We start from the raw sequence: 16,089 nt of genomic DNA, 5'->3' as shown, positions 1-16,089 counted from the left end.
GATCCACAACCCCATAACAGGAGTACACTGCAATGTCATTCGTTCAATTTGCTTCAGACCCTACCTTAACGGCGCCCCAAATTCCTGATGCCACCCGCAGCGGCGGTTTGGGATTCTATCCTGCTGGCGGGCAAATTCCGGTGCTACTCACCCCCGGCCACGCCGATATGCATATCAATGATGTGGTTATTTTGTTCCTGCAGGGGGCGGGTGATATTGGTTATCGCGAAGTTAGTCGTCGGGTACTATCCGCTATTGACCTGGAGACCGGCAGTTTGCTGCTGCCCGTCTCCGCAGACGGTCTCCGCTCAGGAGCGGCCAATTTTTACTATACATTGGGTGCTGCCAGCTCTTTCCCGCTGACCGTGAGAGTCAAAACCAGCGTGCCCGGTGGCCCGCCCGTTCTGAAAGATAATCCCTATGTGAATGAAGCCTTGCCACCCATCGCCGGGCTACCGGCTATCATCAAGGCCAGTGATATTCCGGGTAGCGGGCTGGCGGTCACTATCGCCAGCTACCTCAATATGCACGATGGCGACACTGTTTATCTCACCTATGGCAATACCCGTGTGGTACGCCATATTGCCGAAGAGGACGTTGGTCTCCCTCTGAAGGTGGTGATCCCGGCCGCCACCTTGTTTGGTCAGGGAGACTGTACCGGACTGGTGGTGCGCTATGAAATCTGTGATCAGGTCAATAACTGGTCCCGCTGGTCGCCGGCGGTGCGGGTAGACGTGCGCACTCTGTCACCCGGGGAACTGCTCCCCATACCCTGGGTTCGGGATGATGTAAATGGCAATCTTGACCTGTCCACTTTGGGATTGCAGGATCTGGCCATCTTTTTACCGAGTTATCCTGATATGGCTATCGGCGATATCGTCAATCTTCGCTGCTCCGGAATGGTGCCCGCGTCGACCGACTGTGGTGAAGAGTCCACCTGGTTACCTGGGCAGGGTCAGGGCCTGACGGTTAACACCGCAGATATCCAATTCCCCTTGCAGTTTACCATTGCCAATAGCTGGCTACATATGCTGCCTCTCGGCAGTCTGTTGCTCTCTTATTCCGTCGAAAAGGCCGATGGCTCTATGCCTAACTCGCGTAGTTTAGGGCTGACGGTGACAGGGGCCGGCGTGGGTCTCGGTCTACCGGCGCTGACAGTGGAAAGTGCTGTGGGGGATATGCTTGACCCGGATCTGGTGTTGTCCCCTGCCCTTGAAGTGACGCTGCCCCCCTATCCGATGATGGGCCATGGTGACAAGGTCATTTTCACCTGTTTGATCAATGCCGCTCAAAGGCTTGGCAATATGGGTTCGTTCCCAGTGCTGCTGGAAGAGGTGCGTTACCTTGAAAGCTATCCACCATACAGTCCGCTCAATTTCTCGCTGAATAAATCAATGCTGGAACACGAGGTCAATAATAAAGATCTGGGGTCAATTATCCTGATGTACCGGGTGGTGAGAAATGGCAATGTCCACGTCTCGCCACGTCAGGTATTCCGGTTGCCAGAGGCGCAGTTCCGCTTACCGCGCCCAATGATTTCCCCGGCCGCTCTGGACGGAAAGTTGAATCTCAGTGATTACCCGAATGGGTGCGTGATCACTATTCTGCCGTATCCGGGCATGGCACGGGGAGACAGTGTGTTCTGTTACTGGAATGGATTTGGCGCAGCCGGAACATATGAGGATGAACAACCGGTGACGAAAAATACGGTCAACAGCCCACTGAGTTTCGAGATAAGTGCGGCGGTAATGCGTGCCAGTGCGGGGCATTCGGTAAAAGTTAGCTATATGGTAGACCATATAGATGGCGAAGTTAGCCACTCAGAGGTATTGCAGCTAGAGGTGCTGCCGCTCGCGACTGTAAAGAGTTAACACTCTCGCTGGATCGTCAACATGCCAAACGTGAGCAGAGCATTCAATTGGTGCTGACTGCCAGTGATGGGAAAGGAAAACCGCTGAACGGAGCCAATCTGGCACTGACACAGTTGTCGGCGACCAATCGTCAGGGAGTAAGCTACCCCGCAACGTTATTGCTAAATGGTGAAAAGACCTATAGTGGTACTACTGGGGAGGATGGCACTGTCATGCTGATGCTGACCGACCCGGTGGGATTAGGACTGGAAAGCACACTGACGTTCAGCCTGCTTGGTGACGCCGGGGAGGTATCCGCGACAGCAAGTCAGTCGGTGATTTTTACCATAGTGACCAGCCCGGACACCGACAAGGCTAACTTCTGGGGACATATGAGCGATACGATAGTCGTCAGGAATGTTGCGTTTAAACGTCCACCGTTGGCTGCCGAATGGGCAGGTGTTAGCCGAGAGGTGAATAATGAAACTTGGTCATGTTGTGAGTGGTTTGCTGCGAATCAGTCCGGTGTACTGGCGAGCAGAGAACAATTGCTCGACTTACAGAACAGTTACCCACTTGATAAGATTGAGACTTTTTATGGCTGGCCACTCCAACAATCGAGCACTGGTCTTTTTTGGTCGTCAACAATCGGCATTAATCAAGTTAATCACTATGCAATTAACCTGTCTAATGGTGTATCCGGTGAAAAGAATAACAGGGATCTTTACTGGCCGGGCTGGTTATCAAAATAGTAAAATAGGTTAATTATCACCCCCTAAAACGCCTGATGAGATTCATCGGGCGTTTTATTCTTTCTCATGCTGATGTCGCGCTCATCTGCGAACTCTTAATTTACCCGCCAGCCAGCAACAATAATTAACATGCCCGCCAGCGCTACTGCCGCTCCGACCCAATCGAATACGGAGAGTTTCACACCATCAACAACACGTAGCCAAATTAATGCCATCGCGACATAAACGCCGCCGTATGCGGCATAGACTCGCCCACTGGCAGTAGGATGCAGGGTTAATAACCAAACAAACAAGGCCAAACTGGCTGCCGCAGGTAATAATAACCAAATGGTTCCGCCTTTTCGTAACCACAAATAAGGTAAGAAACAGCCAATAATCTCAGCCAATGCGGTCACAAAAAACAGCAATGTGGTTTTTATCACATTTAGATCTCTTTTATTGTTGACAATGAGTTACGTCAAAACAGTTGTGGGAATTAACATTAGGTTACTCTAATTCGAGTCGTATGCCGCTGGAAGTATGACGGGTATACGTATTATCAACAAGATTATCACTGACTAGTCTATGTGCTGCGAGCAATGGTATAATTTTCTATCTGCTGATAATGGCCTGATGAATTAATATCACCGACTCATAAAGGACTTAAGACGATGAAAATAAGTAGCCTGCCACGCCTGATGCGCGCGCTCCTCCCTTTAGCTGTGCTGGCTTTACCGCTGACGTGGCAAACCCCTGCGTTGGCGCAATCGGCCACTTGTACTCAAGGTAGCACCTGTGTTTCTGTTGGCGGGAACAATGACCCCATGTCAAAAGAACAAGCACGCCAAAGCCAACAACAATGGGATGAAACCCATCGCCTGCGTAATAAAGTGAATAACCGGGTAGAAAAGAATTTCGATAAAGATGACCGTGCTGAAGATGCGAAAGATAATTGCGAAAACAGCGAAAATCTCAATGCTTATTGGGAACCTAACACCCAGCGCTGTCTGGATCGTTTGTCCGGTCGTAAGATTAATCCATAATAGACAGTATTGGCTCAGATTAACTTGAGGTTATGTGAACCAGGGCTATCCTTACGTTAGGCAAGCTATTCATCCACATAAGGTTTTTATGATGAAAAAAACGTTTATTATCAGCACATTGTTATTATCTTTGGCCCCATTGGCTGTTTTGGCATCCTGTGAAAGCGTCAAAGCGGATATCACGCAAAAGATTATCAGTAATGGCGTGCCTGAATCTGGTTTTAAATTGGATATCGTCCCTAACGATCAGGTACAACAAGCGGGTGGACAAGTGGTTGGGCATTGTGAAAATGATACCCAGAAGATTGTTTATACCCGTATCACTGACGGCGAATAACGTTTTGATTTTAGGGTGCACTTTTCGGTGCGCCCTTTTCGTTCGTAGCTAATTTGGCCCTACCCTAAAATTTACTGGTCATTAGCGTGATGACCAGTAACAATATCTATCTATATAACTCTTTATGATAAAGATATGGGGCCAGCCGCGATATGTTAGTCAGTTTTTTGCTATGAAACGGCCCGCTCATTGGTATTACTACCGCGCAATGCTGCGCCGACTGATGATTGCCATCATGCTGGGCATCATGTCCGCGGTGATTGTTTGGTTATTTCATCAGGCAATGTTGGGTCTTGAGTGGGTATTATTTGCTCGGACGGATGGCAGCCTGGTTGCGGCGGCCTCTTCTATTAATGGCTGGCGGCGTGCAGTAACGCCGGCTTTAGGGGGGCTGGCCGCAGGCTCATTATTATGGCTATATCAGCGTTATCGACATCAAAAGCCCAGCGCCCCTACCGATTATATGGAAGCCATTGAAATTGGTGATGGTCGATTAGATGTTTCCGCCAGTTTGATCAAATCCCTGGCCTCATTATTGGTGGTTTCCAGCGGCAGTGCTATTGGCCGTGAAGGTGCGATGGTGCTTTTGGCGGCATTGTTTGCTTCTGTTTTTGCGCAGCGCTACGCCAAACCCAAAGAATGGAAATTATGGGTCGCTTGTGGTGCCGCCGCCGGTATGGCCAGCGCCTATCATGCACCCCTGGCGGGGAGTTTATTTATTGCCGAGATTCTGTTCGGTACTTTAATGCTGGCCTCTCTCGGGCCGGTGGTTATTGCGGCCGTCAGTGCATTACTCACCACCAATTTATTACACGGCGGTCAGGAAACACTGTATCAAGTACAAGCACTGCCATCTCCCTGGCCGATACAGTATCTCCTAATGGCATTATTAGGAGTATTAGCCGGTTTTTGCGGGCCACTGTTTCTCAAAGGGATGACCGCCAGCGGGCATGCTTTTCGGTCGTTGAACTTATCACCGCCACTGCAATTAGCACTGGGCGGGATGATTGTTGGGTTATTATCGCTAATTTTCCCGGAAGTCTGGGGCAATGGTTACAGCGTGGTGCAATCATTATTAACCACGCCACCGGGAATTTTATTAATTGGCGGAATACTGATTTGTAAGTTGTTGGCGGTATTAGCCAGCAGCGGTTCGGGGGCTCCTGGCGGGGTATTTACACCCACTCTGTTTGTTGGTGCGGCGCTAGGTATGTTATGTGGGCAGATGTTTGCCTGGTGGCCATGGTTTGGTGGCAATATGTTTGGTGACAATATTGCGCTATTAATGGCATTAACAGGTATGGCGACATTGCTGGCTGCCACCACACACGCGCCTATCATGGCCGCGCTGATGGTGTGTGAAATGACCGGTGAATACACCCTGCTTCCAGGGCTACTATTATCCTGTGTTATTTCGACAACAATAGCCCGTTGGTTACGTCCTATTTCTGTCTATCATTCACGCTAAAATGCGTCGATAATGACGTCAATCAGAGACGATTATTCATTTCGCCAAAAACAAATTAACCATAACAGGTTTACCCATAAAAATAACCGTAATATATATTATTTAACCATCGCCGTTAGATCTAAATACTTGCCCAGAGGCTTTTGCTCTGGGTGCGGCAGATAAGGTAATTGCCCTAATTGTGGTGCAGGTAAACGTTCGCGTAACATTGCGATTGTTTCAGCATAATGGGCAAGTCCTGGATTAATACGGTTAGCAACCCACCCTAATAAGGGTAAGCCATCATTGATAATAGCTTGAGCTGTTAATAAAGCATGATTAATACAGCCTAATTTAATACCGACGACTAAAATAACCGGTAATTGCTCTTGCACCACCCAATCAGAATAAAAACGCTGATCGTTCATCATCACTTTCCAGCCGCCACAACCTTCGACGACAACAGTATCGGCTTTGGTGGCTAATTGCCGCAATCCTTCTGTCATTTTGTTGTAGTTAATGAGGGTGCCGGAGCAGGCATGGATAACATCCCCAACCAGTGGGTATGGGTTAACTTCCTGATAATCCACTTCAATTGAGGATGAAGCTTGTAAAATCAGTGCATCTTGGTTACGCAATCCATTCGGAGTTTCTTGACTCATCGTCGCTACCGGCTTATAACCCACAGCTGTTCTGCCATTTTGGCTTAAGGCCTGAAGTAAGGCCCGTGACACTACGGTTTTACCAACAGCTGTGTCGGTACCCGTCACAAAAACACGCGTTAACATAACAATACTCCGCCATCTGGCCACGTCGACTTAAGTCTTTCCGCCTAATATTAGCGAAATTGATAATATAGATAAAAGTCTAGGCGATGCCGACCACCGACAGCTTGCGTTAGCGCAATGTTTTGCTGAACGGGGAGATATTTTTAACGAATAGCGCTCAATAATACTGGGAATATGGGCCATATACCCACTAATAATTAACTCTTAATTATTAGTGGCGCTCTATCCTTGGAGTAATTTCACCAACAATGAACCATTATATAATGCTTCTTTTACCAGTGCCGCTCCGGGCATTGTTCCCTGATTAAAAAATGCGGTCGGTTCAACAAGAATATTTTCGCTGTAAGCCGGTAGTGCTTGTTGGCGGATACAAGATGCAATGGCGGGATGAAGAATAGAAGCTGCTTTATTTAATGGTGAACCGACCAGAATTTTTTCCGGATTAAATAAATTAACCATAATGGCAATAATTCGCCCGACGCTATGACCAACACCCAAGATAATATCTTTAGCTAATTGATCGCCAGTTAAAGCCGCATCACATAAAGATTCAACGGTCAGTGGTGAGCCATGTAATAAAGAACTCATTGAGCCATTTAATCGTTGTTGGGCAATTTCTAGCATATTTTCAATGCTGGCAACGGTTTCCAGGCAACCGTGATTACCGCAATAACAGCGTTTGCCGTAAGGGTCAACTTGAGTATGACCCATTTCAATGACGCTACGGCTACCCGCATGTAATACTCGGCCAGCAGTAATCACCCCAGCACCAACATTATGATCAATCACGACTTGAATAACATTCTGACAGCCGCGCGAAGCCCCATACAGAGCTTCAGCCATCGTCCAGGCGCAAATATCATGTTGCAGATAAACCGGTAACCCAGTTAACTCTTCTAACGCTGAGCCCAGTAGCATCTCATTGACGTCATAAAACGGCATTTTATGTACAATACCCGCTGGCGCATCAATAATGCCTGGCATAGTAATGGCGATGGCAGTCAGCCTTTCAAGTTTTTCCTGATGCCGGATAAAGAACTGTTCGACTTCGCTGAGAATACGATTAAGTAAAGGTTCTGGGTGACTATCCGGTAATGGAATCTGGTCTTCAACCACCAGTTTACTGCTGAGATCACGCAATGCGAGAGTAATAAAACCTCGGCTGATTCGCCCAGAGACATAGTGCCAAGCCTCGGTATCAAGCACCAAACCAATTGCTGGCCGCCCCCGGCTGCCCACATCTTGATATTCAGTCTCTTTCACCAGATGGGCTTCAACCAATTCCCGCACAATTTTGGTGATACTGGCAGGGGCCAGTTGTGCCCTTTTAGACAGTTCAATACGGGATATCGGGCCGAACAAATCAATCAGCCGATAAACGGCCCCTGCATTGGTTTGCTTGATTTGATCAATATGCCCAGGCTGTCCATCCGTTATCACTAAACCGGCTCCTTCTCTGTCACCGAGTATTTTTCGCGCTTCTAAATAAAGATTATGGGCTATGTTGGGGCTTTTAGCATATGGCGTCAACTATTTGATTAGTTATGTGATTTACTGCACATAATCACCCATACCCTTTCACTTTGTGCTGGTTATTTACACGAAATAAGCTTAAAAAACAGCCGCTGTTATTATTGACTCCCGGCGGACTAAACGTTTTTATGCTTTGCCGCATTGGGGATATCCGCCACCATCAGGCGAATCAATGCTTCTGCCGGCGCGGTCACTGGCCGATGTTTATGATTAACCAGCCACACCTCGGTAGTGGCACTGGCTTCCGCCAATGGCAAATATTTCACCCCATCCACTTTTATTCGTGTAAATGATGCGGGCAAGATAGAAACACCTAAACCTGAGGAAACCAGACCGACAATCGTCATCGCCTCCCCGACTTCTTGCGTAATATATGGCGTGATACCGGCGCGAGCTAACAATGCAAGAATCTCGTCGTAAAGTGCGGTGCCAACCTCCCGCGAAAAGAACACAAAAGGTTGTTCAGCCAAGGCGCTAAATTTAACTCGGCCCAAGGGCAAGGCGGCTAACGGACTTTCTTCGTGCACCACGGCGACTAAGGGCTCACGTAATAGCAGACGGTATTGCAGTGCATCGGGCAAGCGAGTGTTGCGCATGACGCCAAGATCCAGTCGCCCGTCCAGTAAGGGTTCAATTTGCTGTTTGCTATTGATTTCACGCATTTTAATATGGACTTGCGGATGTAATTGACGAAAAGCCCGCAAATTTTTGGACACTGTGCTAATAAAAGGGGCGGATGAGGTAAAACCGATGGTCAGTTCCCCAGACTCTCCGCGATGCAGCCGCGCAGCTTTCTCAGACGCCGAATTTACCTGCGCCAGAATTTGATAGGCTTCTTTTAAAAACAGTTCGCCAGCTTGAGTCAGACTGACATTGCGGTTATTGCGGGCAAACAACCGCGCCCCAATTTGTTCTTCCAGAATTTGAATTTGTTGACTCAATGGTGGTTGAGAAATGCGCAAACGCTCTGCGGCTCGTCCGAAATGCAACTCTTCTGCCACCGCAATGAAATAACGTAAGTGCCTGAGTTCAATACTCATCCAACCCCATTGAGACTTTTAAAGTATTATTATGAATGATTAATATATTAGACAAAAAAGTCCGCTATTCCTATGATTTTGTTATTAGCTGGCCTCTTGCTCTCGCAGCACCTGTATTATTGATAAGGAAATACCGTGACTCCCTCTTTGCGCACTCCGACGACGGATACCGCAGTGCCGCCCCTCTCAGTAAATGATGCTACCACGCGCTTAATTGCGGCACGAAAACGCCCTTATATTCAACGCGGTACGCCAGAATTCATGCGCGTCACACTGGCTTTCTTTTCAGCCGGTTTAGCCACTTTTGCCCTGCTCTATTGCATCCAACCCATATTGCCGCTGTTATCGCAGGATTTTTCTATCTCTCCGGCAAGCAGCAGTTTATCGCTTTCATCTGCGACTGGAATGCTGGCTTTGGGGCTGATGTTTACCGGCCCATTATCAGATGCGATTGGCCGTAAATCAGTGATGGTGGTTGCGCTGATGCTGGCGGCTATCTGCACATTAATTTGTTCTTTTATGACGAGCTGGCATGGGATTTTGCTGATGCGGGCATTGATTGGCTTATCCCTGAGTGGGGTGGCGGCCGTAGCTATGACCTATCTCAGTGAGGAAATTCACCCCAGTTTTGTCGCGCTCTCGATGGGGTTGTATATCAGTGGAAACTCTATTGGCGGGATGAGTGGCCGCTTGGTCACAGGGGTGCTGAGTGATTTCTTTTCCTGGCGTATCGCACTGGCGGTAATTGGTTTATTTGCTTTGGCCGCCGCTTGTATGTTCTGGCGTATTCTTCCAGCCTCTAAACACTTCCGGGCAACCCCGCTACGGCCCCGAACACTTGTGATTAATTTCAAATTACATTGGCGTGATTCGGGCTTACCTCTGCTGTTCGCCGAAGGCTTTTTAATTATGGGCAGCTTTGTGACTTTATTTAATTACATTGGTTATCGTTTGTTGGCGCAGCCTTATTATCTCAGTCAGGCCATCGTGGGTTTATTATCGATAGTTTATCTTACCGGCTCTTATAGCTCACCCAAAGCCGGTGCTTTGACCAGCCGCTATGGCCGGGGGCCGGTGTTAATGGCCTCAATAGGCATGATGTTGATTGGGGTTATTATCACCGGTTTCTCTCCTGTAATAATAATCTTTATCGGCATGATGATATTTACCGCCGGTTTCTTTGCCGCACATTCTGTCGCCAGCAGTTGGATTGGCCGCCGTGCTCGCCGCGCTAAAGCACAGGCTTCTTCACTTTATCTCTTTTGTTATTATGCAGGATCGAGTGTTGCGGGAACATTAGGCGGTATTTTCTGGCTTAATTTAGGTTGGACCGGCGTTGTTTCATTTATCGCCACCCTTTTGTTGCTCGCGTTGTATGTCGGTCAGAGATTACGAAAATTGCCCGAAGCCGCCAAAATTTAATCTGAAATCAAATAAAGTCTCTGTGACGTCAAATTACAATTTGACGTCCTCTCTGCTATGTACCTATGATTAGAACGAACCTAACGACTTTAGGTGACTGTTGCTTGGAATATAAATTAAGTCTCTAATGTATTAAGGGATTTTATGACGAGACGTTTCCTTAATTTATTTAATGTCAGGAGAAAATATGACAACTCACTTTCTTACGCTTTGGGACATACTGGCGACAACATTTTCAATTTTCTTTTTCATCGCATACTTGCTGATTTTGTTCCAGGTCATTTCCGATCTCTTCAGGGATCATGAGCTTGGTGGCTTTTATAAAGCAATTTGGATTTTGTTCTTGCTCTTCATCCCGTTACTCACCTCTCTTGTGTATCTTATTACTCGCGGCAAAGGTATGGCGCAGCGCTATCGGGCCTCGGTGCAGAAATCAGTTTCGGATACTAATGAGTATATCCGTCACGTTGCAGGTAAATCGCCGGCAGAACAGATTTCTGATGCTAAAAAATTATTAGATGAAGGCACTATTACTGAAAGTGAATATCAGCAGTTAAAAGCGAAAGCGCTGGCCTGATATTCTGATTTATCACTAAAGGCTAACGGGCACTCATCTGCCAGTTAGCTTTTTTTATTCTTAGGATTAAATGGATAAAAACAATCGACAGTGTTTAGCGATATTCGGCAATAAAACTCTCTTCATTACCCTGTTCACGACTCAATCCTGTTATAAATGACTCAGCATAAAGAGGAAGGTCGCCGTAGGCTTCCTAATAATATCTGCTACAGTCAGCCCCCTCCAGTGATGTGGAGAATGTTTTTACATTTTTGTATATACCCGTTTATTGATGGTTACTTCGGGCTTTCAGATCTGTCTTTTTACTGATATAACATAGTGTATGTTGTAACTAAAATGGCTTTTGTCAGAAAAGATGATGAATAAATATGATTTGATAGATCGACTAAATAACCGCTTTACCTCATTGGAGATCGGATTGCAGGACCTCCACCAGCAACTGGAAGACTTACCTTTACTTGCAGCTCGTGTTTTCTCTCTCCCTGAAATAGAGAAAGGCACGGAAAATCAACCTATTAAGCATATCACTGTGAGTGCCACAGTGGGTACTCCGGCACGAGATATGGCTTTACAGCATTACCAGCGGCTATTTATTCATCACCAAGGCCAGAATGTCAGCAGCAAAGCCGCCCTCCGACTGCCAGGAATACTCTGTTTTTCAGTGACTGATAGTCAATTAGCGGCTTGCCAACAGAGCATCAAATACATTAATCAATTAAAAACCGAGCTGGAACATATCATTACCGTTGAATCGGGCTTGCCGAGTGAACAGCGTTTCGAGTTTGTTCACACCCATTTGCATGGGCTGATCACATTAAATACTTACCGCACCATTACCCCATTAATAAATCCCAGTTCGGTGCGTTTTGGTTGGGCGAACAAACATATTATTAAAAATGTCACGCGCGAAGAAATTCTGACACAACTAAACAAAAGCTTGAATGCAGGCCGTGCTGTTCCGCCATTTACCCGTGAGCAATGGGCTGAATTGATTAATAAAGAAATTAATGAGGTTAAGCAACTGCCAAAAAAGGTGCGCTTAAAAATCAAGCGCCCAGTAAAAGTACAGCCGATTGCGCGAATCTGGTATCAGGAACAGCAGAAACAAGTGCAACACCCCTGCCCTATGCCATTGATTGCATTTTGCCAAATTCAATCAGAGATTGAATTGCCTAAATTAGGGGAGTTAACCGACTACGATGTCACTCAGATTAAGCATAAATATAAACCCGATGCCAAGCCTTTACGTTTGTTGGTGCCAAGGTTGCATTTACATGTCGAAATAGAGGGAGAAAGTATAATTTAATTATTATACCGTCCATAAAACCTAAAACTTATGCTTCTCTCGGGGTTATTATTGCAGCTCAATCACCAGAAGAAATTAACCCCTTCACGTAGAACTTTCTTAGGGACATAGTTATTCAAACCTGACGAATGGCAATATTCAATCAAATCTTTTAAAGAGTGACAGCCCACTTTTTCATAAATATACCTAAGCCTATTTTCAATGGTTCTATTTGATAAGAATAATTTCTCTGCTATTTCTTTTGCTGTCATTTTTTGAATTGCATAAAATATGATATCAAGCTCTCTTTCTGAAAAATCATTTACCGGAGGGGTTAGTGTAATAACAGAGGGTTTTAAACTGTTAAAAAAATCACAGACAGAAATAAAGTTAAACTTTTTACCAAAAAAAACAGTCCCTAACACATCCCCATTGGGGTTATAAATAGGAAACTTAGGGAAGTACCATGGTGAAAGAATCCTTTCACGTCCAAAAGACGACGTAACAATGATCTCGGCCCCCTCTCTGCTTTGCTCTGCCTTTCTGTCGTGAGCCTTGAAATCATCACTATACTCAGACCATTGGCATGGCATCTCCTCATCTAAACGCCCTTCAAAATCAAAGCCCGGCTGAATATCAAATAAATCCAGACAAGATTCATTTAAATAAACGAATTGGGATTTATTGTCTTTTATCGCCCAAGGAATTCTGGCTTTTTCCATTATAGCAATGAGCGATATTTCACTAAGTGAACTAACTGTTAGGCTAGATTCATCGGGTTGACTACTTTTTTCTTTTTTATCTTCCATAAAATAAACTCCTGCCGAGTCAAAATAACACCTTGATAAATACAAACCACCTTAACTATAGCCACCTGATGGCTCACGTAAAAAATACTACTCAATGAAACTATTCACGAAAGTAAATAATTGTTCACTTTAAACTACATCATTGATATATATCATGCAAAGAGAAGCAAATATTATTCTAAGCTAAAAACGAAAAAAAACACTACCTAAATAAGATGATTTTTTATTTTTAGCCTATTAGCTGACACTGTTTTAATTATCACGCTTATTAGATTCTGATAATATAATGCAATTGAATTTCCCCTAACCACGCCGAAAAAGATCCCGACGTGGTTAGAGAGGCTCAAATGCGCGTTATTTCATACTTCCAACCATATCCTCTGGTTTGACCCATTCATCAAACTGCTCATCAGTAACATAGCCGAGTTTCAGGGCAGCGGCTTTGAGTGTCAGCCCCTCTTTATGAGCTTTCTTGGCAATCTCCGCCGCTTTGTCATAGCCAATATGTGTATTTAGCGCAGTAACCAACATCAGCGATTCATTCAATAGCTGAGTAATTCGGTCGCGATTTGGCTCAATACCCACCGCACAATGCTCATTAAAACCGCGCATACCATCAGCCAGCAAACGAATGGATTGCAGGAAGTTATGAATCACCAATGGGCGGAATACGTTCAGTTCGAAGTTACCGGACGCCCCGCCAATATTGACGGCCACATCATTACCCATCACTTGCGCGCATAGCATGGTCATAGCTTCACATTGTGTCGGGTTCACTTTACCCGGCATGATAGAACTGCCCGGCTCATTCTCAGGAATGGAAATCTCACCAATACCACAGCGAGGGCCTGAGGACAGCCAGCGCACATCGTTGGCAATTTTCATCAGCGATGCCGCTAAACCTTTCAATGCACCATGACCATGAACTAATGCATCGCAAGTGGCAAGTGCTTCAAATTTATTCGGCGCAGTGATAAAAGGTTGCTGAACCAATGCGGCTATCTCATTCGCTACGCGCACGGCATATTCTGGATGAGTATTCAGGCCGGTTCCTACTGCGGTGCCGCCTAGCGCCAACTCACAAAGGTGGGGAATAGTCGCTTCAATATGCTGCACGCTGTGGGCCAGCATTGCCACCCAGCCAGAAATCTCCTGCCCCAATGTCAATGGGGTGGCGTCTTGCAAATGCGTCCGACCAATCTTCACTATATCGCGATAGGCTTCAGCTTTCTTAGCCAAAGTCCCCTGCAATGCTTTTAACTCAGGCAATAAGTGTTCTCTTAACCCAATAACTGCGGCGACATGCATTGCGGTTGGGAATACATCATTTGAACTTTGGCTTTTATTAACATCATCATTAGGATGAACCAAACGATGATTCCCCCGCTCCCCCCCTAATAATTCACTGGCACGATTAGCCAGCACCTCATTCATATTCATATTAGTTTGAGTGCCGGAACCGGTTTGCCAAATAGAAAGCGGAAACTCGCCAGCATGGTCGCCATTCAATACTTCGTCAGCCGCCGCCATGATAGCTTTAGCGCGATCGGCGGGTAACAAGCCCAGCGCCATATTGACCTGTGCCGCCGCCCGTTTGGTCAGCGCCAGCGCATAAATCAATTCGGTCGGCATTTTCTCTTGCGAAATACGGAAATGTTCCAGTGAACGCTGGGTTTGTGCGCCCCATAATTGACTTGCTGGCACATCGATAGGCCCCATTGAGTCGTTTTCACTGCGGGTGGTCACCATCACTGTCTCCTTAGCATATAGAACAAAAAATTGAGGACTGACGGGTATATCATGGCATATTTATCATCATCTTTATGCGACTGATTCGCATTTTCACCATTTTATTGATTTCAGCAACGCGGTGAATTGCATTACCACTTGCAACCCCTACATCCCCATTGTTTACTAAGGGACTATTTTTATCAGGGCGATGCGTTTCGCCAGATTCGGGGGCAGATAGCCAACATGCAAAAAATGAAGAATGCAGTACAGAACTACGCCTGGGGCAGTACTGATGCACTGACTAAACTTTACGGCATGGCGAATCCGCAAAATCAGCCCATGGCTGAATTATGGATGGGGGCTCATCCCAAAAGCAGTTCTGAAGTGGTGGATGCTAAAGGGCAATGGCATTCATTGCGTGAAGTTATTGAGCAAGATCCTGATGCCAATTTAGGCCACGATGTTTTCCAACGTTTCGGCGAATTACCTTTCCTGTTCAAAGTGCTGTGTGCCGCCCAGCCATTATCCATTCAGGTACACCCAAGTAAGGCCGCAGCTGAAATTGGCTTTGCTAAAGAGAATCAGGCCGGTATTCCACTGGATGCTGCCGAACGCAATTATAAAGATGCTAACCATAAGCCAGAGTTGGTTTATGCCCTGACCCCTTTCCAGGCCATGAATGGTTTCCGCACCTTGGATGACATCGCAACATTACTCCAGCCGTTAGCCGCCGCTCATCCAAATATCGCCGCGTTTCTCCGCGAACCTGACACTGAACATTTAGCAACATTATTTGCCCGTTTGCTGAGTATGGCTGGCGAAGAAAAAACGCGCGCGCTGGGGATTTTGAAAGCGGCCTTGAACAACCAATTAGGTGAGCCATGGGATACTATCCGCAGTATTTCGCGTTTCTACCCTGATGACAGCGGTTTGTTCTCGCCCTTATTGTTAAATGTGGTGACACTGCAACCCGGTGAAGCCATGTTCCTGTATGCTGAAACACCGCATGCCTATCTGGACGGTGTGGCGCTGGAGGTGATGGCAAACTCGGATAATGTATTACGCGCCGGGCTGACACCTAAGTTTATTGATATTCCCGAGTTAATGGCTAATCTGCAATTTATCCCGAAACCCGCGTCTACTTTGCTGACAACACCACAACAGCAGGGTCACGAATTGGTGTTCCCAATTCCGGTTGAGGATTTTGCTTTTTCGCTGCATACATTAACGCCAGAGCCGCAAGTGTTGGCGCAGAACAGTGCCGCTATCGTATTTTGCGTTCAAGGCCAGGCGGTGTTGACGAAACAACAGCAAGTCATCACGCTGCAACCGGGGGAATCCTGTTTTATTCCGGCGAATGAGTCACCAGTGAGTGTTCTCGGAGTGGGGTCAATTGCCCGTGTTTACAACGGAGGGTGAACGAACTCACTCATTTTGTTGTCTATTGCTGGCCTTTTGATGCTGCAGTGGTTAGATTTCACCATCGTCATCAGCCG

General features: G+C 46.5%; 15 protein-coding genes. 9 read left to right on the top strand and 6 right to left on the bottom strand.

Going from position 1 to position 16,089, the window contains the following annotated elements; translation table 11 throughout:
- Positions 1 to 32 precede the first annotated feature (32 nt).
- Together FTA91_RS03795 and FTA91_RS03790 are read left to right on the top strand one after the other, a co-directional pair.
- On the top strand, positions 33 to 1,871 hold the full coding sequence (locus FTA91_RS03795) for a hypothetical protein (protein WP_145535965.1): 1,839 nt from the start codon (positions 33 to 35) through the stop codon (positions 1,869 to 1,871).
- A 50-nt stretch (positions 1,872 to 1,921) separates the two neighbouring features.
- Positions 1,922 to 2,602, top strand: coding sequence for an adhesion domain-containing protein (locus tag FTA91_RS03790; RefSeq protein WP_174634417.1), 681 nt, complete (start codon positions 1,922 to 1,924; stop codon positions 2,600 to 2,602).
- Positions 2,603 to 2,697: 95 nt separating this feature from the next.
- Here FTA91_RS03790 and FTA91_RS03785 read toward each other — a convergent pair whose 3' ends face one another.
- Positions 2,698 to 3,024, bottom strand: a complete 327-nt coding sequence (locus FTA91_RS03785; RefSeq protein WP_050114590.1) for a YnfA family protein — start codon at positions 3,022 to 3,024, stop codon at positions 2,698 to 2,700.
- Between the two features lie 228 nt (positions 3,025 to 3,252).
- Here FTA91_RS03785 and FTA91_RS03780 point away from each other — a divergent pair, with 228 nt between their 5' ends.
- The 3 genes from FTA91_RS03780 to clcB all read left to right on the top strand — a co-directional run bounded on the left by FTA91_RS03780 (position 3,253) and on the right by clcB (position 5,429).
- Complete coding sequence (locus FTA91_RS03780; protein WP_050114588.1) at positions 3,253 to 3,624, top strand: DUF1283 family protein; 372 nt, start codon at positions 3,253 to 3,255, stop codon at positions 3,622 to 3,624.
- A gap of 91 nt (positions 3,625 to 3,715) precedes the next feature.
- Positions 3,716 to 3,961, top strand: a complete 246-nt coding sequence (locus tag FTA91_RS03775) for a DUF1161 domain-containing protein (RefSeq protein ID WP_050114585.1) — start codon at positions 3,716 to 3,718, stop codon at positions 3,959 to 3,961.
- A 172-nt stretch (positions 3,962 to 4,133) separates the two neighbouring features.
- A complete protein-coding gene (clcB, locus tag FTA91_RS03770; RefSeq protein ID WP_145535962.1) occupies positions 4,134 to 5,429 on the top strand; it encodes a voltage-gated ClC-type chloride channel ClcB in 1,296 nt (431 codons plus the stop codon).
- Between the two features lie 98 nt (positions 5,430 to 5,527).
- On the opposite strand, the gene bioD is transcribed toward clcB, so the two are convergent.
- The 3 genes from bioD to FTA91_RS03755 form a co-directional block, all read right to left on the bottom strand.
- Positions 5,528 to 6,196 (bottom strand): dethiobiotin synthase, encoded by a 669-nt coding sequence (gene bioD, locus FTA91_RS03765; protein WP_145535961.1) that lies wholly within the window; start codon positions 6,194 to 6,196, stop codon positions 5,528 to 5,530.
- A gap of 222 nt (positions 6,197 to 6,418) precedes the next feature.
- The gene (gene mlc / locus FTA91_RS03760; RefSeq protein WP_145582963.1) at positions 6,419 to 7,636 is read right to left on the bottom strand and encodes a sugar metabolism global transcriptional regulator Mlc; all 1,218 of its coding nucleotides are present in this window, start codon (positions 7,634 to 7,636) and stop codon (positions 6,419 to 6,421) included.
- Between the two features lie 209 nt (positions 7,637 to 7,845).
- The gene (locus tag FTA91_RS03755; RefSeq protein ID WP_050114576.1) at positions 7,846 to 8,769 is read right to left on the bottom strand and encodes a LysR family transcriptional regulator; all 924 of its coding nucleotides are present in this window, start codon (positions 8,767 to 8,769) and stop codon (positions 7,846 to 7,848) included.
- A gap of 174 nt (positions 8,770 to 8,943) precedes the next feature.
- Between FTA91_RS03755 and FTA91_RS03750 the strand changes: the two genes are divergently transcribed.
- The 3 genes from FTA91_RS03750 (at position 8,944) to tus (ending at position 12,074) form a co-directional block, all read left to right on the top strand.
- Positions 8,944 to 10,191: an MFS transporter gene (locus FTA91_RS03750; RefSeq protein WP_050114691.1), complete on the top strand. Its 1,248-nt coding sequence runs from the start codon at positions 8,944 to 8,946 to the stop codon at positions 10,189 to 10,191.
- A 187-nt stretch (positions 10,192 to 10,378) separates the two neighbouring features.
- Entirely contained in the window at positions 10,379 to 10,768 is a 390-nt protein-coding gene (locus FTA91_RS03745) for an SHOCT domain-containing protein (RefSeq protein WP_050114572.1), read from the top strand.
- A 358-nt stretch (positions 10,769 to 11,126) separates the two neighbouring features.
- The gene (tus, locus tag FTA91_RS03740) at positions 11,127 to 12,074 is read left to right on the top strand and encodes a DNA replication terminus site-binding protein (RefSeq protein WP_050114570.1); all 948 of its coding nucleotides are present in this window, start codon (positions 11,127 to 11,129) and stop codon (positions 12,072 to 12,074) included.
- 62 nt (positions 12,075 to 12,136) lie between these two features.
- Here the strand turns inward: tus and FTA91_RS03735 are convergent, their stop codons facing one another.
- Together FTA91_RS03735 and fumC are read right to left on the bottom strand one after the other, a co-directional pair.
- Positions 12,137 to 12,862, bottom strand: coding sequence for a helix-turn-helix transcriptional regulator (locus FTA91_RS03735; RefSeq protein ID WP_145582962.1), 726 nt, complete (start codon positions 12,860 to 12,862; stop codon positions 12,137 to 12,139).
- A gap of 354 nt (positions 12,863 to 13,216) precedes the next feature.
- Positions 13,217 to 14,611, bottom strand: a complete 1,395-nt coding sequence (fumC, locus tag FTA91_RS03730; RefSeq protein ID WP_050114566.1) for a class II fumarate hydratase — start codon at positions 14,609 to 14,611, stop codon at positions 13,217 to 13,219.
- 225 nt (positions 14,612 to 14,836) lie between these two features.
- Here fumC and manA point away from each other — a divergent pair, with 225 nt between their 5' ends.
- A complete protein-coding gene (gene manA / locus FTA91_RS03725) occupies positions 14,837 to 16,012 on the top strand; it encodes a mannose-6-phosphate isomerase (protein ID WP_145535956.1) in 1,176 nt (391 codons plus the stop codon).
- The last annotated feature ends 77 nt before the right edge of the window (positions 16,013 to 16,089 follow it).

The sequence above is a fragment of the Yersinia thracica genome, assembly GCF_902170565.1.
In the GTDB taxonomy this organism is placed as follows: Bacteria; Pseudomonadota; Gammaproteobacteria; order Enterobacterales; family Enterobacteriaceae; genus Yersinia; species Yersinia thracica.
This window is presented reverse-complemented; position numbering and strand designations above follow the sequence as displayed.